Origin of the sequence: Sphingobacterium sp. WOUb80, assembly GCF_050058145.1 — a bacterium.
In the GTDB taxonomy this organism is placed as follows: domain Bacteria; phylum Bacteroidota; class Bacteroidia; order Sphingobacteriales; family Sphingobacteriaceae; genus Sphingobacterium.
Genome location: NZ_CP165617.1, coordinates 5,808,564 through 5,827,030, shown reverse-complemented (window position 1 = coordinate 5,827,030; position 18,467 = coordinate 5,808,564). Strand labels below are relative to the sequence as shown.

Sequence of the window (18,467 nt, the reverse complement as noted above, 5' to 3'; positions counted from 1 at the left end):
GTTTATTTGAATAAGTCATTCAGAACGAATCCTTTGTGTAAAAAGAGAAGAAAAAACACCACTTTATACAAATAGTTTTCAAATTTGTTTTACTACATTCAGGAAAATATTCCGTTTTTTTTTATAAAAATTGTATCTTGCACCGCATTTTGCTATGCTACGCATAAATTAACGAAATACAAGTATTTACACAATATAAACACAATAAGCAGACTATGGGATTAATGGGCTTTTTGCGGAACAAAGCCGGTGTCATCTTGACAGCAGCTATGGCTATCGCAATTTTAGCATTTTTACTAGGCGATGTCGTTCGAGGAGGGGCTCCTTTTTGGGCGAGACATCAAAATCGTGTAGGGGAAGTCAACGGAACTGAAATTGAATATCCTGCGTTCAATCAACAAGTTGAACAAACAGAAGAAATGTTCAAACAACAGATGGGTGGTACAGTTACCCCTCAAATGCGGACATACGCAGTTCAACAAGTATGGAATCAATTCTTATCAAGAGAGATCTTGAAGAAAGAAATTGAAAAAATCGGTTTGACAGTAGGTGCCAAAGAATTAAATGATCTAGTACAAGGACCAAATCCTTCGCCCCAGATCGTACAAGCATTTACCAACCCACAAACGGGACAGTTCGACTCTGGTCAATTGCGTACTTTTATCAGCCAAGTTAACACTGCAGGCAACCAACAAGTGGCTCAGCAATGGGAAGCGCTACTTGAAGGGGTAAAAGATGAGCGTTTAAGCAGCAAATATGGCGAATTGCTTTCCAACAGCGTATATGTTACCTCCTTGGAGGCAAATGAAGAATACCAAGAGCGCAACAAATTGGCAAACTTCAAATATATCCTTTTAGACTATGCTTCTATTAAAGACGCAGATGCTAAATTGACGGATGCTGATTACCAAGAATATTATAACGAACATAAAAACATGTTCAAAACACAAGAGGAAACACGTGCAATTCAATACGTAACCGTAGATGCAAAACCTCTTGCAAAAGATTCTTTGGCGGTAAAAGAGACAATCAATAAATTGAAACAAGATTTAATTGTTTCAAAAGATGACTCCTTGTTCGCTTCAATCAACTCAGACAACAAATTTCCATTCACCTATGTAAAAAAGGGTCAATTGAGTCCTTCGTTGGATTCCGTTGTGTTCAATGTTGCAGCCGGAACAACTGTGGGACCTTTCTTGAACAATAACGCATATGAAATTGCAAAAGTTGTTTCGACGATTATCAGTCCTGACTCTGTAAAAGCATCTCATATCCTATTGGACCCTGCTGCTGAGGGCGGCGTTGATAAAGCGTTGGCAAAAGCGGATTCGATCAAAGGTCTGATTCAAAAAGGAGACAATTTTGCTGCGCTTGCAGTTCAGTTCAGCAAAGATCCTGAAAGCAAAACAAATGGTGGTGAACTAGGTACTTTCACAAGAGGTCGCATGGTTCCTGAATTTGAAAAAGCTGTATTCGAAGGCAAAACGGGCGATATCAAAGTTGTAAAATCACAATTTGGTGTTCATATCATTAAAATTGAGAAACAAACAGGCAGTTCAAAATACGCGAAAGTTGCTATCATAGATAAAGTGATCAGCAGCGGAAAAGAAACGCTTAACAATGCACATAGCAAAGCTACAGCATTCTTATCTGCAGCTACGGCACAAAACTTTGCTCAAGAAGCAAAGAAACTTGGTCTAGAAGCAAAAACAGCCTCACGCGTAACGGCGATGGATAATGTCCTAGACGGTACCGAAGCTCCACGTGATTTAATTAAATGGGCTTTCGAAGCTAAAAAAGGTGATGTCTCTGATAGAGTATTTGAGACTGAAACTTCTTATATCCTAGCAAACTTAGTGAACATCCAAGCAAAAGGAACCCTTTCTTTGGAGGCCGTTAAGAAAGATATCGAACCTGCGGTAAGAAATATGGTTAAAGCGAAAATCTTGAAAGAGAAATTTGACAAGGCTTTAGCAGGCACTTCTTCTATTGATCAAGTTGCCCAAAAAGTTGGTAAAGCAGCTATTCATGTTGAAAATGTTGTCTTCGCAAATCCAGTTATCCCTGGTGTAGCATTAGAAAATTTAGTTGTAGGTACTGTATTTGGACTTCAGCCAAACAAACCTTCTAAAGCTATTGAAGGCAATACAGGAGTATATGTTGTACAAGTAAACGGTTTTACAAATCCAGCAGCAATTTCGGATATAAACGGACAAAAGAAACAAATGCTTGCAGCAAAAGCACAACGCGCTTGGGGATCTATTTTCCGCGCATTGCAAGACAAAGCTGAAATCATTGACAATAGAGTGAAATTCTTTTAGAAGATTTTTAAGTAAATTTGTAGCCGGACGAATTATCGTCCGGCTTTTTTTTGATGTAAATATGGATATTCAAACAAATATTGTCAACAAAGTTGCGCAAAGCGGGTTAGTCACTGTTGACTTGGCCGACTACCATCCCAAAGCAGACAATGTAGTATATGATATTAAGGATAATCTCTTCCATGGTCTAATTCTGAAAGAAAAGGATTTCCGGGAATTCATTAAAACACACGACTGGTCGCAATATACAGACAAACATGTCGCCATTACGTGTACAGCCGATGCTATTGTCCCAACATGGGCTTATATGTTATTGGCCAACAAATTGGAGCCCTATGCCCCGACAGTTATTTTTGGCGATCTAGATGAGTTATTGCGTATTCAGTATGCTGCGGCAATTGAACAGATTGACATGGAACAGTTCAGGGATCAACGTGTGGTTGTGAAAGGTTGTGGTGATACGTTTATTCCCGAGTCTACATTTGTACAGTTTACGGTAAAACTAAGTAAGGTAGCGAAAAGTATTATGTACGGCGAACCTTGTTCTACGGTTCCTGTGTTTAAGCGTGCACGGCCTAGATAAAGTTGGTCAAAAGTCAGTATAAGTCACCGTCCATGAGCACTTCATTAACAGCAAAAGTTAAATTTATTTGAATGAAATTAACATTTCTTTTTCAAACAAATTTCGTAAACTTACGTACATGAAACTTATATCGACTTTGCTCCTTTACTTATCCGTTTTAGTAAGTACTGCTTTTGCTCAAGATTTACCGCATTTAAAAGAATCAGCATTTAAAGGCGGCGAGAAATTAAAATATAAACTCCGTTATGGCTTTATTTCTGCCGCAACGGGAACATTAACTGTTGAAGATACTAAGGATGGATCTGGAAATCCCTCCTTTCATTTATACGCTGCCGGTAAAACAGCGGGTGCCTTTGCAATATATACAGTAAGAAATGAATACAACTCGTATATCAACAGCAAAACATTTTTACCGTATTACTATACGGAGAACATTCGCGAGGGGGGATACAGACGCAATGATAAGGTACGCTTCAACCAAGAGACAAATACAGTTGTAGGTAATAAAGGGACTTTTAATTCGAAGGTAGATCAGACTTTCGACTTGCTTTCCTCCTATTATTTCGCCCGTAATCTAGATCTATCGACTGTTAAACCAGGAGAATCTTTTAAGCTGACTTATTTTTTGAATGATGAGATTGCCACTTTAGGCATACAATATATTGGAATAGAAAAAATAAAAACAGAATTAGGCACATTAGAATGCCTCAAATTCAGTCCTGAGATTAAACCGGGACGTATCTTTAAAAAAAATAGCAAGCTTTATTTGTGGGTAACCAATGATGGCAACCGCATTCCGGTCAAAGCCAATGTAGATATTCTAATCGGCTCGGTAACATTGGAATTACTCGAAGCCAGTGGATTAAAATACAAATTGGGACAAAGAGCAAGCTACTCAAAATAATTAGAATGATTGAAGTAGGAAATGTATTGGTACACGAAGATCTAATCAACAATGACTTTGTGTGTAATTTATCAAAATGTAAAGGAATCTGTTGTATTGAAGGCGATTCAGGCGCTCCTCTATTGGAGAGTGAAAAGGCTATATTGGAGGAGATTTATCCAAAAGTAAAGCCCTATATGACCGAGAAAGGTATTGAAGCGATTGAAGAGCAAGGGAAGTATGTTGTCGATGTTGATGGCGATCTAACCACCACCTGTGTCGATGGAAATAAAGAATGTGCCTATGTGACCTGGGAAAATGGTATTACAAAATGCGCTATCGAAAAAGCTTACGAACTTGGCGAGGTCCATTGGCGCAAACCCGTTTCGTGTCACCTCTACCCTATCAGAACAACACATTATCCCGAATTCGACGTACTTCACTATGACCGTTGGCATATCTGTAAAGATGCATGCTCATTTGGCAAAGAATTACAGGTCCCTGTATTTAAATTTTTAAAGGATCCTCTCATCCGCACCTATGGTGAAGAATGGTACAAAAATCTTGAGAAAGCAGTCGAAGAGTTGTAACAAAATCACTATCTTTAAGCTTTAACTATTTTGGTATTTCACCCCAATTCATGTCAAAATTAAGAGAGATCCAACGCCCTATTGTCCACGAACTTGAGGCTTTTGAAAAAAAATTCAAAGCTTCAATGAAAAGCTCCGTCCCCTTGTTGGATCGTATTACCCAATACCTGATCAAACGTAAAGGCAAACAAATGCGGCCTATGTTTGTGTTCTTTTCTGCTGGTATATGCAACGGAATTAATGAATCCACTTACAGAGGGGCTGCTCTCGTAGAATTGCTGCATACCGCCTCACTGGTACATGATGATGTGGTGGACAATTCCTACGAACGCAGAGGTTTTTTCTCCATCAATGCATTATGGAAAAATAAAATCGCTGTTTTGGTAGGTGATTTTCTGCTGTCAAGGGGCCTGCTTCTTTCTGTAAAACATCAGGATTATCACTTACTCAAAATTGTATCAGAAGCTGTTGATCAAATGAGCGAAGGTGAATTGCTTCAAATCGAAAAGGCCCGTAAACTGGATATTGAAGAGTCTATTTATTTTGAGGTCATCCGAAAGAAAACAGCTTCGCTGATTGCCTCTTGCTGTGCCTGTGGATCGGCTTCTTCAAATGCAGATCAGGAAACAATAGATAAGCTCCATCAATTTGGTGAAAAGATCGGAATTGCATTCCAAATCAAGGACGATTTATTCGACTTTGGGCTAGATGACGTTGGCAAGCCACTCGGCAATGACATCAAAGAGAAGAAAATGACCTTACCGCTAATCTATGCCTTGAATCAAGTGACTTCAAGTGAAAAGCGAAGGATCATTAATTTGATTAAAAACCATAATGAAGACACACACAAAGTGGCCGAAGTCATTGACTTTGTCCGCCAGAGTGGAGGACTCGAATACGCTACAAATAAGATGCTCGAATACCAACAAGATGCTTTCCTGATTTTGGAAGACTTTCCCGACAGTGAATACAAAGCGGGGTTGGAGCAGCTGGTAAAATATACAACAGAAAGAAAAAAATAAAATGAGTCACGAATTAATGTTTTTTGGCGGATTCCTTATCTTTATTGCACTTATGCTAGCAATAGATCTAGGTTTATTCTCCAAAGGCGACAAACCAGTTAGCCTAAAGATGGCTAGCATCATGAGCGCCATCTGGGTCTTATTCTCATTGGGTTTCTATTGGCTTCTTCGTCACTATGGGTTTGAATTACACAATATCCATGACTTGGACCACCTTCAAGAAATCATTACCAAACACCACCACGATATTAAAATAATTCCGGGTGATTTAGCCGCCAGTCTCGAGGTCTATAATAAGAATCTCGGTCTGGAATATCTCACAGGCTATGTTGTAGAATATGCCTTGTCCGTAGACAATATCTTTGTGATGGTCCTATTATTCACCTCTTTTGGTATTCCGGAGCGCTATTACCATAAAGTTTTGGTATGGGGAATCTTGGGCGCAATCATTATGCGATTCTTATTTATTTTCCTTGGCGCGACCCTTATTGCTAAATTCGGCTGGATCCTCTATGTTTTTGGCGCTTTTCTGGTCTTTACAGGTGTCAAAATGTTTATCAACCGTAATCAGGAAGAAGAAGTGGATCCACAGAATCATCCAGTTGTTAAATTCGCTTCCCGATACTTTAAGGTAACACCAAAATTAGATGGCGGGCACTTCTTCCATGTAGAAAACGGAGTGAAATATATGACGCCACTATTTCTTGTACTACTGGTCATAGAATTTACGGATTTGATTTTTGCGGTGGATTCTATCCCTGCCATTTTCTCGGTGACCAAAGATGCCTATGTGGTATTTTTCTCCAATATTTTTGCAATCCTCGGATTACGATCTATGTTCTTCCTATTGGTCAACATTATCCACAAATTCCAATACCTCAAAGTAGGCTTAGCCTTTTTGCTGGTCTTCATTGGTCTAAAGATGCTGCTGCACCATTGGTTGGCCGAAGTAGGTTTCACAACAACACATTCGCTGATCGTTATTGTCGGCATACTTGCATTGAGTATTATTGCTTCACTGGTTTTCCCAAAAAAGGCTGAACCGGCTGATTAAGCCAATGCGGCTTAAAAAAATGGTTTTACTAAAACACAATGGTCAGAAAGAAATTTCTGGCCATTTCTGATCAATATCGCTGCTTTTTAAGCATCCTATTTTCCAGCAGCAGAATAGCAGAAAAACAGCCAATTTTTAAGAACAATTATTTTACAGAGGAATTTACCTTACTAAATTTTATTTATTTAATTTAGCACCACATTAAATTAACAAAACACTAACAATGAATTGGAATAAAACGATTGTACTAGCCGCATCACTTTTCGCAGCTTCCTTCCAAGTACAAGCACAAGACAATTTGATCAATGCCTTAAAAGCAAATCAAAATGACAATAGCAAATCCGGATTTACCTTTACTGAAGTTATCAATCTAGGTAACACATCCATCAAAAACCAAGGTTCATCAGGTACTTGTTGGTCCTATTCAGGTAATTCTTTCCTGGAGTCAGAAATGATTCGTATGGGTAAAAAACCTGTTGAGATCTCCCAAATTTATACTGCACGCAACACATACTTAGACAAAGCACGTACTTATGTACGTCTTCACGGAGGATTGTCACTAGGTGAAGGTGGTCAATTCCATGATGTATTGAACTCATTCCGTAAATACGGTACAATGCCACAATCGGCTTATACAGGTCTTCACTACGGTACTACACGCAACAACTTTGGTGAAATGACAAATATGTTGGATGCCATGTTAGGTGCAGTAGTAAAAGGTAAAACATTGACGCCAAACTGGGAGAAAGCCTATACAGCTGCAATGGATTCTTACCTTGGTGAGGTCCCTGAGAAATTTGATTACAATGGTAAATCTTATACACCACGCACCTTTGCAGATCAGGTAATTGGTATCAATCCGGATGATTATGTAGGTATCGCTTCTGTAACTGATCACCCTTACTACAGCCAATTCGTATTGTTGATTCCAGACAACTGGTCATTCGACCGTTTCTATAATGTGAAGATGAATGATTTAACGGATATCATTGACAACGCATTGCAAAAAGGTTATACGGTAGCTTGGGCAACTGACGTATCAGAAAAAGGTTTCTCTTGGAAAAATGGCGTAGCTTATGTACCCGAAAAACCATTTGAAGAAATGACTGACCAAGAAAAGTCAACCATGTTTGTTGGTCCTAAGCCAGAGTTAAAAGTAACAGAAGAAGAAAGACAAAAAGCCTTCGACAACTGGCAAACTACAGATGACCATGGCATGCATATCGTAGGTCTTGTCAAAGATCAAAACGGAAAAGAGTATTACATCGTTAAAAACTCTTGGGGCACAACAAATGACTACCACGGTTACTTATATGCATCGAAAGAATTTGTGCGCTATAAAACAACTTCTTTGATGTTACATAAAGACGGTCTAACAAAAGATTTAAAATCGAAGATAAATATCAAATAAGCGATTTATCAGTCCACGAAAACACCTCTGAAATTAATACTTCAGAGGTGTTTTTGTTTTCAGATTAATTTAATAACTTAAACATAATTATGAATCTTTTGTTGAGTGAGTATGAGAAGTATAATCGCATTATGCCTTACGATTTTATTCGGGAATTTGGCGCAGGCCCAAACTAAGGGGGTGAAATTTGTAGATGGGTTGAGTTGGAAACAAGTTAAGGAGCGAGCACAAGCCGAGAACAAGTTTATTTTCGTGGAGCTATTTGCAACCTGGTGTGGCCCCTGTCAATATATGAGCAATGAAATATTCCCTTTAGAACAGGTTGGACAGCCAATTAATCAGAACTTCATTAGCGTTAGGGTACAAATGGATTCCACAGAGTCCGACAATGCCAATGTCAAAAAGTGGTATGCCGATGCGCGTACCCTTTCCAATGAATACAATATTCAATCGTTTCCAACATTTCTTATCTTTAATCCCAATGGACAAGCGGTGCATCGTATAGTTGGTGCAAGTGATGCCCCTGAATTTATCAGTCATGTGATGGATGGGCTCTATCCCGAAACACAGTATTACACGCTGCTAAAAAAATTCGAGAAAAGGCCTCAGGATATTTACACCGCCAAACAGATGCTGAAAGCCGCGAATATCGCCTACGATGAAAATACTGCGCAAAAGGCAGAAAATACCTTAGCAAACTCATTGGGAACGGATGAATTATTCAAAAAAGAAAATGTACATATTCTATTGGCTGCCGCTAAATTCACCAACTCCAAAGCCTTTAATCTGATCCGCAACAATAAAGAAAAAATTGATATTCTATTAGAATCACCGGGGATTGCCAACCGCACGCTGGCTAATGTTGTCGTCAACGAATTATTTCAGATTAAAATAGATGCCAAACATGAACCCAACTGGGATAGTTATCAAAATGAACTTGCTGCAAAATATCCAGACATCGATTTTGTCCCGATGTTCAAGAAGATAAAGGCACACTATTACCTTCAGGTGAAAAATTATGTAGCCATGAAGAATACCATCAATGATTACCTTTCGTCGGAAGATTTTACCCCCCATCAATTAAATACCTTTGCCTGGACGATATTCAACAATAGCAGTGATCCTGCCTGTATCGAATCCGCATTAAGCTGGAGCAAAAAATCAATTATTGAAGATCCAAGCAGTGCATTTTTGGATACCTACGCAAATCTACTCTATAAGAAAGGAGAAAAAGATAAAGCCCTAAAGTGGCAAAACAAAGCTATTGAAATGGCCAGTGAGGACGATCGTCCGATTTATCAGGAGACACTCGACAAAATGATGAAGGGTATAAAGACTTGGGACAACTGATGCTATCCTGCACAAAAGCTAACTATTAAATTAAAATTCTAAAATACCAACGTTATGAAAAAATTGATTTTAATGCTATTTCTCATTCCAACCTTACTATTTGCGCAAAGCGAAGGTGTCAAATTTGAGCATGGCCTCAATTGGAGCCAGATAAAAGAAAAAGCGGCTAAAGAAAATAAATTCATATTTGTAGACTGTTTCACAACCTGGTGCGGGCCATGTAAATACATGTCGAGCACCATTTTCCCACAAGCCAAAGTAGGTGATTTCTTCAATGCTAAATTTATCAATGCGAAGATCCAGATGGATAAAACCAAGAATGATAATGAAGATGTGAAATCATGGTATGAAGAAGCGGATCGTTTTGCAAAAGATTATAAAGTAAGAGCTTACCCTACCTTTTTGATCTTTGATGCCAAAGGAACTCTTGTTCACCGTATCGTCGGTGGTGGTGAAGCAGATGATTTTATCGCCAAAGCCCAAAAAGCACTTGATCCAAATACACAATATGAAACCTTATTGGCAAAATTCAATGCTGACCCCCAGAATGTAACTATTGCAAAAGCCATGGCGCAATCAGCAAAAGATGCCTACGATCAAGAGACTCAAGCAAAAGCGGAAGGCATTGTATTAGCATCTTTATCAACAGATCAAATATTTACAAAAGAGAATGCCAGCTTGTTACTTTCTGCAGCTAATGTAGTCGATTCGAAGGCATTTAATTTAATCAAAGACAATCCTGCTAAATTTGATGCCGTTAGTGAAAAAGTAAAAGCAAATGATTTCTTGTCGCAATTATTGGTGAGTAACGCTGTAAATACCAAAATTCGTGCGAAGGAAGCTGTTGATTTCGCGAGCATAGAAAAAGAGTTGGCGCAAAAATATCCTACGATCAATACTGAGAAAGCAAGCCTCGAAATGCAACCACGTTATTATGGTTATACAAAAAACTATCCTGGATTGAGAGATAGCTTTAACAAATACATTGCAAAATACGGTTCCAGCATCACCGCAGCAGAATTGAACAACATGGCTTGGTCCATTTTTGAAAACTGCAATGACCCGGCATGTTTAAAAGCAGCAGCTGAATGGAGCAAATTGTCCAATGAGAAAGAAAAAGATACACCAATGTATCTAGATACATTTGCAAACATCCTGTATCGCCTTGGAGAAAAGGAAAAAGCGATTAAAACACAGGAAAAGGCCATCTCACTTATTACAGATGCGACGCAAAAAGAAGAATATGTAGCAACCTTACAAAAAATGAAAAAAGGTGAAAAGACATGGCAATAAGAAGATCTTCTTCTCGTCAATAAATAAAAATACCCGATCAATAAATTGATCGGGTATTTTTTATCATGCATCTGCCGAAAGCCTTTTCAAAGGGCAGTTTGCTTATTTTAATTCCCTAATACCCATATTCCAAAGGGCAAAAGCGTACTTATCAACCGTACTATTAATCAGAACTTCTGTCGACCTACCGGCACCATGACCGGCTTTTGTCTCAATACGGATCAATACAGGGTTATCACAAGCTTGTTTTGCTTGCAGCTCAGAAGCAAACTTATAGGAGTGCGCTGGTACCACACGGTCATCGTGATCGCCGGTAAAGACCATCGTCGCAGGGTAACAAACACCTGTTTTCACATTATGCACCGGAGAATAAGCTTTCAGGTAATCAAACATCTCTTTGCTATCACTGACCGTCCCGTAATCATAGGACCAGCCTGCTCCAGCAGTGAAGGTATGGTAACGCAACATATCCAAAACACCAACCTCCGGAAGTGCAACCTTAGCTACGCTAGGATCTATTGTCATTGTTGCTCCAACGAGCAAGCCACCATTAGAGCCCCCCGATAAAGCGGTATACGCTGGTGATGTATAACCATTCTCCTGAAGGTAATGTGCCGCCGAAATGAAATCGTTAAACACATTCAACTTGTTGAACTGCCTTCCGCCATCATGCCATTTCTGGCCATATTCACCACCCCCACGCAAATTGGGAACCGCATACACACCGCCATTTGCTAACCATACCGCCACCGAAGTACTAAAGGCAGGTGTCAGGCTGATATTAAAGCCACCATAGCCATAGACAATAGTCGGATTTTTCCCGTTCAATTCGATTCCCTTTTTATACGTGATAATCATCGGCACTTTTGTACCATCTTTGGACGTATAAAAAACCTGTTTCGATTCATATTGATCAGAGTCAAATTTCACCTTAGGTTTGATATAAAGTGTAGATAGGCCAGAATTCACGTCAAACTTATAGCTTGAAGAAGGTGTAATGTAATTTGAGAACCCAAAATAGATTTCCTTTTCCTTCTTCTTTCCTGAGAAACCGCTCGCTGTCCCTACTCCCGGCAATTCAATTTGCCGAATCTTTTTACCTGTATAATCGTATTGAATTACCACAGAAACAGCATCCTTTAAATAGTTTGCAAAAAGATAGCCTCCGCCCGTAGTGATTGAAAGCACATTCTCGGTCTCTGGAATAACATCTTTCCAGTTCTCTTTCGCAGGATTTTTCAAATCTACTTTGACCAATCTATTGTTGGCAGCTTTGTAATTTGTCTCTAATAAGAAACTATCGCCAATATTGTCAACAACTCCAGTGTTGGCATCAAAATGATCCTGCAGGCAGACAATTTTGCTATTCGGCTGATTGAGATCCTGATAATAAAGTTCATTGCCTGTTGTCGTATTTGCAGCGGAGATAATCAAGTATCGTTGATCATCCGTTAATGAAGCCCCTACATAACGCCTCGGCGTTGCAGGACCACCAAAAATTAATTTGTCGGTAGACTGTGCTGTTTTAAGTTTATGGTAGTATAATTTATGCTGGTCTGTTTTTTCCGAAAGTTCAGATCCTTTTGGTTTATCGTAACTCGAGTAATAAAAACCATCGTTGCCTTTCCATGCGATACCGGAAAATTTGACATCAACCAACGTTTCTCCCACCGAAGACTTGTCTTTGGCATTCAGTACAATGACTTTCCGCCAGTCCGATCCCCCTTCAGAAATAGAATAGGCTACTAAGCTTCCATCTTTTGAAAACGAAACATCTGCCAAAGAAGTCGATCCGTCTTTCGAGAATGTATTCGGATCCAAGAAAATTTCCTCAGCTCCTTTCTCTCCTAGTTTACGATAAAGTACCGCATGTTGTTGTAAGCCGTTATTTTTAAAAAAATAGGTATATTCCCCCTCCTTAAACGGTGTCCCTATTTTTTCATAATTCCATATTTCAGTTAATTGATCTTTCAATTTTGTACGGAATGGAATCGCATTCAAATAATCAAATGTGACTTTATTTTCAGCCTGCACCCAGCTTTTCGTCTCAGCTGAACGATCATCTTCCAACCAGCGATAAGGATCTGCGACCTTCTCACCCCAAAATTCATCTACGACAGTCCCCTTGTTTGTCGTTGGATAGGTTAACTGTTGTCCATAACCCGTTGTCGCCGTACCTGCCATACCTATCATCATGAGGATAAGACCAAAATTTTTGTTTATCATAAAAAATCGTCTACTTGTTTCAATCCAGCTAAATTTCATTCACTTAGCATCTGAAAATTCAATTTGAGTTGAATATAAACAAATTTATCGACCTCTTACCTACCTCATGCAGTTTTTTATCTTGTCGAAATAATAACTAAAAAATCCACATTCATAACTTCCTGCCTGTCCTTTGCACTAACATCCAAACACCTAGATAAAAGCGAATAAATAAAAAACATGAGCCGCTCATAGTAGCATTAAACACATTTCTGCACAGCATATTTTTATAGCAAGCGAAATTTTTTTAGATTTATTTAAATCTTGAAAACACTATAACCATGTTCAAAAAAGTCGTATACCTCACTTTGTCCATTTCCATTCTTCATATTGGAATAAGCGAAGCCCAACAACTCCCTATAGATCAGCAATATCGAACCACTCCCACCAAGATCAACAATCTTGTCCATACCAAACTCGATGTACGTTTTGACTATGAAAACCAATTCTTGAATGGCAAAGAATGGGTCACTTTACAACCCCATTTCTACCCAACAGACTCCCTTCGCCTTGATGCAAAAGGCATGGATATCAAACAGGTATCTTTGGTCAATGGCGAACAGATGATCCCGCTGAAATACAGCTATGACGATCATTCTCTTTTGATCAAACTGGACCGCAATTATCTTTCAAATGAGAAGTATACCATATACCTCGATTATACCGCAAAACCCAATTTATTGAAGGCGCAGGGCAGTGCAGCAATCAACGATGCAAAGGGGCTCTATTTTATCAATCCAGATGAACGTACGCCAAACAAACCGCGGCAGATATGGACTCAAGGCGAAACCGAGGCCTCATCGGCTTGGTTCCCAACGATAGATCGTCCAAATCAGAAAACCACCGCAGAAATCTCCATGACAGTACTCGACAACTATGTCAGTCTATCGAATGGAGCACTGAGCAGTCAGCACAAAAATAGTGACGGTACGCGCACAGATACCTGGAAAATGGATCTGCCCCATGCTCCATACCTTTTCATGATGGCAGTTGGTGATTTTAAAATCTATCAGGACAAGTACAACAATATCCCCGTTGACTATTACCTGGAGCCAAAATATGCCCCCTATGCAAAAGACATTTTTGGTAAGACACCGGCCATGATGGACTTCTATAGCAAGACTTTGGGTGTTCCTTACCCTTGGAATAAATATGCGCAGATCGTCTGTCGCGATTATGTCTCAGGCGCCATGGAAAACACAAGTGCAACTTTACATGGTGAACATGTACAGAAAACAAAACGCGAATTGTTGGACGATAATCAGGAAGGAACGATTGCGCATGAACTATTTCACCAGTGGTTCGGTGATTTGGTTACTGCCGAGTCCTGGTCCAATTTAACCATGAATGAATCTTTCGCTACCTTTGGGGAGGTCATCTGGCGCGAACACGATGGCGGTAAAGACCGTGGTGATAAATCAAGATTTGAAAAACTTCAATCTTACTTAAAATCTACTAAAAATGGCAAGAGCCCTACTTTAGCCCGTTATTATTATCACGACAAGGAAGATATGTTTGATAATATCAGCTACGCCAAAGGATCCTTGATTCTTTATGCGCTCAAGGAGCAGATGGGTGATGTGGCCTTCTATCAATCACTGAAAAAATACTTGACAGACAATTCCTTTAAAACGGGCGAACCGCAACAGCTGCGCCTAGCCATGGAGGAAGTAACAGGGAAAGACTGGGCCCCCTATTTTAATCAATGGTATTATCAGGGCGGACACCCCGTTTTAAAGATCACAACAAGAAATGCTGAAAATAGTTTATTGCTCAATGTAGCCCAAGTGCAGGACTCTACGGTCCAAACATTCCAAGTTCCTTTGGTTGTAGATGTCTATACAAAAAATGGTAAGATCAGACAAACTTTTCAGCTCAACAAGCGCAACGCACAATTTATGATCCCCTTACCTGCTGCCGTTGAATTTATTGATATCGACCCCGAAAAAACACTCGTTGGTCAAATCCTTATCGACAAATCAGATGCCGATTACCTGTACCAATATGAGCATGCGCCTTCATTTGCCAACCGCGTCGGTGCGATTGCCTACGCCTCAAAGAATCCGACAAATACCAGCAGCCAGCAAATCTTAACAAAAGCATTGGCGGATACCGATGCGGATCTTGCTGCAACAGCAATTCAAGGTCTCGATCTAAGCAATCCCGCGGTTCGCAAGTCAACAGAAAAAACAATCTTGACACTTGCAGAGAAATCCGAGGCCTCTGTTATCCGTGCCTCCGCGATTCAAAAGCTTGCACAGACAAAAGATAAAAAATATAAAAATCTAATTTTGAATGCTGTAAACGACAAATCCTATATGGTTATCGCAAGTTCAATCATGGCGATAAAAAGTGCTTATCCCGATCAGCTTCAACAGTCCCTCAAGCGAATTGATCCGGATGCGACGGAATATCTAAAGGCGCTCATCACCGAATTATCTAAATCATAGCAAAATATATTGTGGAGGTGAATTTTGTATTCGCCTCCATTTTTTTTAGTTTTGGCCACATGTCAACAAGAACAAAAATTTATTTTGCCTCCGACTTTCATCTTGGATCTTACCCCTTGGAACGTTCACGGGAAAGGGAGTTGCAAATTATACGGTGGCTGGACCAGATCAAAACAGATGCTGCACAGCTCTATCTTGTTGGTGATATCTTTGATTTTTGGTTCGAGTATGCGACTGTGGTTCCCAGAGGTTACATACGCTTTCTTGGCAAATTAGCCGAAATTTCCGATCTCGGCATTCCCATCACTTTATTTAAAGGAAACCACGATATGTGGATGTTTGATTACCTCAAAAAGGAATTAAATGTCCGGATCATCGACAATGAGTTGGAATTAGAACTCAACGGAAAACACTTTTATATTCACCACGGGGATGGATTGGGCTCGGGAGATTACAAATATAAACTGCTGAAGAAAGTATTTCGAAGCCGCCTCTGCCAGTGGTTATTTGCGCGATTACATCCAAATCTTGGTATCGGAATCGCCACACGCTGGTCCAAACATAGCCGGCTTTCCAATAACGAGGACGAAAAGTTTCTGGGCGAAGACAAAGAATGGCTGATTGGCTATGCCAAGGAACTTGAAGCCAGCAGACATCACGATTACTATATATTTGGACACAGACACCTTCCTTACGATGTTACGCTAAATCCCCATAGTCGTGTCATCAATTTGGGCGAATGGATAAACTATCATACTTATGCAGTATGGGATGGTGAAACTTTACGTTTGGAAAAATGGGCGAGCAAATCCTAATTTCTTTATCCGATTGCCTGAATGGTTATCACTTTCTTACGCCAGAAAGCGCTGCAAAATTGGAGCAGGTCAGTAAGAAAATCATGGCGAAAAGAAATAGCCTATTGATTGAACAGGACAAAATTCAAAAAGACATCTATTTTCTGGCTTCAGGATTAGCCCGCGTTTATTACGAGACGGCCAACCGTCAGATTACGCTGGATTTTGTTTCACCCGGTGGAACACTCATATCCATGAATAGTTATGTCCATGATACCCCGGGCTATGAAAATATAGACCTTTTGGAGGATAGTGTTGTTTATCAAATAGACCAAAAACAACTTTTTGACCTCTATGAAAGTGATATTGCTATTGCCAACTGGGGAAGAAAGATGGCTGAACTGGAATTCATCAAAGCCGAACAACGAACCATGTCCAAGCTCTTTAATACTGCCCAAGAGCGCTATGCGGAATTGCTTCAAAAATACCCCCAATATATTCAACGGATCAAACTTGGTTACATCGCCTCCTATCTCGGTGTCAGTCAGGTTACCCTAAGCCGAATTCGCGCAAATATTCATACAAATTTTTAACATTTGTAAAAATTATTACAGGCAAAAAGCAGGAACTTTGTCCCCGAAACAAAAAATCTAAAAAGATATGAACTGGATATTTTTAATATTGGGCGGATTATGCGAAATTGGTTTCACCACCTGTTTGGGCAAAGCCAAAGATGCAACCGGAAGCGGACAATGGTTTTGGTACGGTGCTTTTGTGGTTTTCCTATTTGCGAGCATGGGTTTATTGATCAAAGCAACACAGACACTTCCATTAGGTACAGCCTATGCGGTATGGACCGGAATAGGCGCAGTGGGAACTGTTTTAATGGGGATCATCTTCTTTAAGGAACCTGCAGATTTCTGGCGCATATTCTTTATTTTCACGCTGATTGCTTCCATCGTAGGACTAAAAGCAGTTTCCTCTCATTAATAGCAGGCTAGGTAGTTTAAAAGCAACAAAATTTCCTTACTTTTGTACACTCAATAGTAATCTAGGTCATACATTCCTAGAAGAAGCATTTTTGATATATGTTAGACAAATTACAAGCGATAAAAGAAAGATGGGAAGAAGTGGAAGCTGAATTGAGCAACCCTGACACCATGCAAGATATGAAACGTTTTGCCAAATTGAATAAAGAATACAAAGATTTAGGCAAAATCGTGGACCAATACCATATTTACAGAAATATGGTGAGCAATATTGACACCAACAAGGACATCATCATGAACGAGAAGGATCAGGAACTTCGTGAGATGGCCAAAGAAGAGTTGGATCTTTTATATGTAGCGAAAGAAGAAAAAGAAGAAGAAATACGCTTAATGCTGATTCCGAAGGATCCAGAAGATGCGAAAAACGCTATTATCGAGATCCGAGGTGGAACAGGTGGTGATGAAGCAGCCTTATTCGCGGGTGATCTTTACCGTATGTATACACGCTATTTCGAAACGAAAGGCTGGCGCAACGAAGTAATGGATGTTACCGAAGGAACTTCCGGTGGTTACAAAGAGGTGATCCTAAAAGTTATTGGAGATGATGCTTATGGTCAATTAAAATACGAATCTGGTGTACACCGTGTCCAACGTGTACCTGATACCGAAACACAGGGACGTGTACATACATCTGCTGCATCGGTAGCTGTTCTTCCTGAGGCCGAAGATGTGGATGTTGAAATCAATCCAGGTGATATTGAGTTACAGACATCCCGTTCGGGTGGTGCCGGTGGTCAGAACGTCAACAAGGTAGAAACAAAAGTACAGTTGACGCATAAACCAACAGGTATCGTTGTCGTTTGTCAGGTAGAACGTTCTCAATTAGCCAACCGAGAGTTAGCTATGGAGATGTTGCGGAACAAACTTTACGAGCTTGAGTTGAACAAAAAGAACGGCGACATTGCTGCAAAAAGAAAAACTTTGGTATCTACTGGAGACCGTTCTGCAAAAATTCGTACCTATAACTACCCACAAGGTCGCGTAACAGAGCATCGTATTGGAATGACGATGTACAACTTACCAGCAATTATGGACGGTGATATTCAAGGAATTATAGATGCATTGCAGTTTGCGGAGAATGCAGAAAAGATGAAAGAAGGTCAAGTAGACTAGTTTTTTTTCAAAAAATCTTTGCAGATACGTAAACAAACGCTATATTTGCACACCTTCTGAGGAGAAGGGTTGAGGTCTGGTAGTTCAGCTGGTTAGAATACATGCCTGTCACGCATGGGGTCGCGGGTTCGAGTCCCGTCCAGACCGCTTCAAAAGAGAGAGAAATCTCGCAAGTTCTTTAACAAATTAAGTTTTTAAGATTTTTAGGTCTGGTAGTTCAGCTGGTTAGAATACATGCCTGTCACGCATGGGGTCGCGGGTTCGAGTCCCGTCCAGACCGCCAAAAATT

Annotated in this window: 15 protein-coding genes and 2 tRNA genes; 16 read left to right on the top strand and 1 reads right to left on the bottom strand. The window is 39.9% G+C overall.

Features of this window, described 5'->3' with window-relative positions:
* Nucleotides 1-215: 215 nt before the first annotated feature.
* The 9 genes from AB1Z56_RS24140 (at nt 216) to AB1Z56_RS24100 (ending at nt 10,507) form a co-directional block, all read left to right on the top strand.
* Nucleotides 216-2,321, top strand: a complete 2,106-nt coding sequence (locus tag AB1Z56_RS24140; RefSeq protein WP_313268908.1) for a SurA N-terminal domain-containing protein — start codon at nt 216-218, stop codon at nt 2,319-2,321.
* Nucleotides 2,322-2,382: 61 nt separating this feature from the next.
* Nucleotides 2,383-2,904, top strand: a complete 522-nt coding sequence (locus tag AB1Z56_RS24135; protein WP_426790367.1) for a DUF2480 family protein — start codon at nt 2,383-2,385, stop codon at nt 2,902-2,904.
* Nucleotides 2,905-3,022: 118 nt separating this feature from the next.
* Nucleotides 3,023-3,808 carry a DUF3108 domain-containing protein gene (locus tag AB1Z56_RS24130; RefSeq protein WP_309364744.1) on the top strand — a complete coding sequence of 262 codons (786 nt, stop codon included), beginning with the start codon at nt 3,023-3,025 and terminating at the stop codon, nt 3,806-3,808.
* Nucleotides 3,809-3,813: 5 nt separating this feature from the next.
* Nucleotides 3,814-4,377, top strand: a complete 564-nt coding sequence (locus tag AB1Z56_RS24125; protein WP_046672325.1) for a DUF3109 family protein — start codon at nt 3,814-3,816, stop codon at nt 4,375-4,377.
* 50 nt (nt 4,378-4,427) lie between these two features.
* Nucleotides 4,428-5,399, top strand: coding sequence for a polyprenyl synthetase family protein (locus tag AB1Z56_RS24120; protein WP_309364745.1), 972 nt, complete (start codon nt 4,428-4,430; stop codon nt 5,397-5,399).
* Between the two features lies 1 nt (nt 5,400).
* Nucleotides 5,401-6,453, top strand: coding sequence for a TerC family protein (locus tag AB1Z56_RS24115; RefSeq protein ID WP_309364746.1), 1,053 nt, complete (start codon nt 5,401-5,403; stop codon nt 6,451-6,453).
* 223 nt (nt 6,454-6,676) lie between these two features.
* On the top strand, nt 6,677-7,864 hold the full coding sequence (locus AB1Z56_RS24110) for an aminopeptidase C (RefSeq protein WP_309364747.1): 1,188 nt from the start codon (nt 6,677-6,679) through the stop codon (nt 7,862-7,864).
* 111 nt (nt 7,865-7,975) lie between these two features.
* The gene (locus AB1Z56_RS24105) at nt 7,976-9,214 is read left to right on the top strand and encodes a thioredoxin family protein (RefSeq protein WP_309364748.1); all 1,239 of its coding nucleotides are present in this window, start codon (nt 7,976-7,978) and stop codon (nt 9,212-9,214) included.
* A 54-nt stretch (nt 9,215-9,268) separates the two neighbouring features.
* Complete coding sequence (locus AB1Z56_RS24100) at nt 9,269-10,507, top strand: thioredoxin family protein (protein ID WP_426790366.1); 1,239 nt, start codon at nt 9,269-9,271, stop codon at nt 10,505-10,507.
* Nucleotides 10,508-10,609: 102 nt separating this feature from the next.
* Here the strand turns inward: AB1Z56_RS24100 and AB1Z56_RS24095 are convergent, their stop codons facing one another.
* Nucleotides 10,610-12,733: a prolyl oligopeptidase family serine peptidase gene (locus AB1Z56_RS24095; protein WP_426790365.1), complete on the bottom strand. Its 2,124-nt coding sequence runs from the start codon at nt 12,731-12,733 to the stop codon at nt 10,610-10,612.
* A 320-nt stretch (nt 12,734-13,053) separates the two neighbouring features.
* Between AB1Z56_RS24095 and AB1Z56_RS24090 the strand changes: the two genes are divergently transcribed.
* From AB1Z56_RS24090 to AB1Z56_RS24060, 7 genes are all read left to right on the top strand, one after another.
* Nucleotides 13,054-15,222: a M1 family aminopeptidase gene (locus AB1Z56_RS24090; RefSeq protein ID WP_426790364.1), complete on the top strand. Its 2,169-nt coding sequence runs from the start codon at nt 13,054-13,056 to the stop codon at nt 15,220-15,222.
* A 59-nt stretch (nt 15,223-15,281) separates the two neighbouring features.
* Nucleotides 15,282-16,037, top strand: a complete 756-nt coding sequence (locus tag AB1Z56_RS24085) for a UDP-2,3-diacylglucosamine diphosphatase (protein WP_309364752.1) — start codon at nt 15,282-15,284, stop codon at nt 16,035-16,037.
* Nucleotides 16,019-16,609, top strand: coding sequence for a Crp/Fnr family transcriptional regulator (locus AB1Z56_RS24080; RefSeq protein ID WP_309364753.1), 591 nt, complete (start codon nt 16,019-16,021; stop codon nt 16,607-16,609). The genes AB1Z56_RS24085 and AB1Z56_RS24080 overlap by 19 nt, the downstream gene beginning before the upstream one ends.
* A gap of 67 nt (nt 16,610-16,676) precedes the next feature.
* Nucleotides 16,677-17,006 carry a DMT family transporter gene (locus tag AB1Z56_RS24075; RefSeq protein WP_288065263.1) on the top strand — a complete coding sequence of 110 codons (330 nt, stop codon included), beginning with the start codon at nt 16,677-16,679 and terminating at the stop codon, nt 17,004-17,006.
* A 98-nt stretch (nt 17,007-17,104) separates the two neighbouring features.
* Nucleotides 17,105-18,178 carry a peptide chain release factor 1 gene (gene prfA / locus AB1Z56_RS24070; protein WP_309364754.1) on the top strand — a complete coding sequence of 358 codons (1,074 nt, stop codon included), beginning with the start codon at nt 17,105-17,107 and terminating at the stop codon, nt 18,176-18,178.
* 73 nt (nt 18,179-18,251) lie between these two features.
* A tRNA-Asp gene (locus AB1Z56_RS24065) sits at nt 18,252-18,325 on the top strand.
* Nucleotides 18,326-18,384: 59 nt separating this feature from the next.
* Nucleotides 18,385-18,461 (top strand) — tRNA-Asp (locus AB1Z56_RS24060).
* Nucleotides 18,462-18,467 lie beyond the last annotated feature (6 nt).

What these genes read in the sequence shown, in the direction of transcription:
- AB1Z56_RS24140 (WP_313268908.1), top strand. Translation starts at nt 216, where the DNA reads ATGGGATTAATGGGCTTTTTGCGGAACAAAGCCGGTGTCATCTTGACA.
- AB1Z56_RS24135 (WP_426790367.1), top strand. Translation starts at nt 2,383, where the DNA reads ATGGATATTCAAACAAATATTGTCAACAAAGTTGCGCAAAGCGGGTTA.
- AB1Z56_RS24130 (WP_309364744.1), top strand. Translation starts at nt 3,023, where the DNA reads ATGAAACTTATATCGACTTTGCTCCTTTACTTATCCGTTTTAGTAAGT.
- AB1Z56_RS24125 (WP_046672325.1), top strand. Translation starts at nt 3,814, where the DNA reads ATGATTGAAGTAGGAAATGTATTGGTACACGAAGATCTAATCAACAAT.
- AB1Z56_RS24120 (WP_309364745.1), top strand. Translation starts at nt 4,428, where the DNA reads ATGTCAAAATTAAGAGAGATCCAACGCCCTATTGTCCACGAACTTGAG.
- AB1Z56_RS24115 (WP_309364746.1), top strand. Translation starts at nt 5,401, where the DNA reads ATGAGTCACGAATTAATGTTTTTTGGCGGATTCCTTATCTTTATTGCA.
- AB1Z56_RS24110 (WP_309364747.1), top strand. Translation starts at nt 6,677, where the DNA reads ATGAATTGGAATAAAACGATTGTACTAGCCGCATCACTTTTCGCAGCT.
- AB1Z56_RS24105 (WP_309364748.1), top strand. Translation starts at nt 7,976, where the DNA reads ATGAGAAGTATAATCGCATTATGCCTTACGATTTTATTCGGGAATTTG.
- AB1Z56_RS24100 (WP_426790366.1), top strand. Translation starts at nt 9,269, where the DNA reads ATGAAAAAATTGATTTTAATGCTATTTCTCATTCCAACCTTACTATTT.
- AB1Z56_RS24095 (WP_426790365.1), bottom strand. Translation starts at nt 12,733, where the DNA reads ATGATAAACAAAAATTTTGGTCTTATCCTCATGATGATAGGTATGGCA.
- AB1Z56_RS24090 (WP_426790364.1), top strand. Translation starts at nt 13,054, where the DNA reads ATGTTCAAAAAAGTCGTATACCTCACTTTGTCCATTTCCATTCTTCAT.
- AB1Z56_RS24085 (WP_309364752.1), top strand. Translation starts at nt 15,282, where the DNA reads ATGTCAACAAGAACAAAAATTTATTTTGCCTCCGACTTTCATCTTGGA.
- AB1Z56_RS24080 (WP_309364753.1), top strand. Translation starts at nt 16,019, where the DNA reads ATGGGCGAGCAAATCCTAATTTCTTTATCCGATTGCCTGAATGGTTAT.
- AB1Z56_RS24075 (WP_288065263.1), top strand. Translation starts at nt 16,677, where the DNA reads ATGAACTGGATATTTTTAATATTGGGCGGATTATGCGAAATTGGTTTC.
- prfA (WP_309364754.1), top strand. Translation starts at nt 17,105, where the DNA reads ATGTTAGACAAATTACAAGCGATAAAAGAAAGATGGGAAGAAGTGGAA.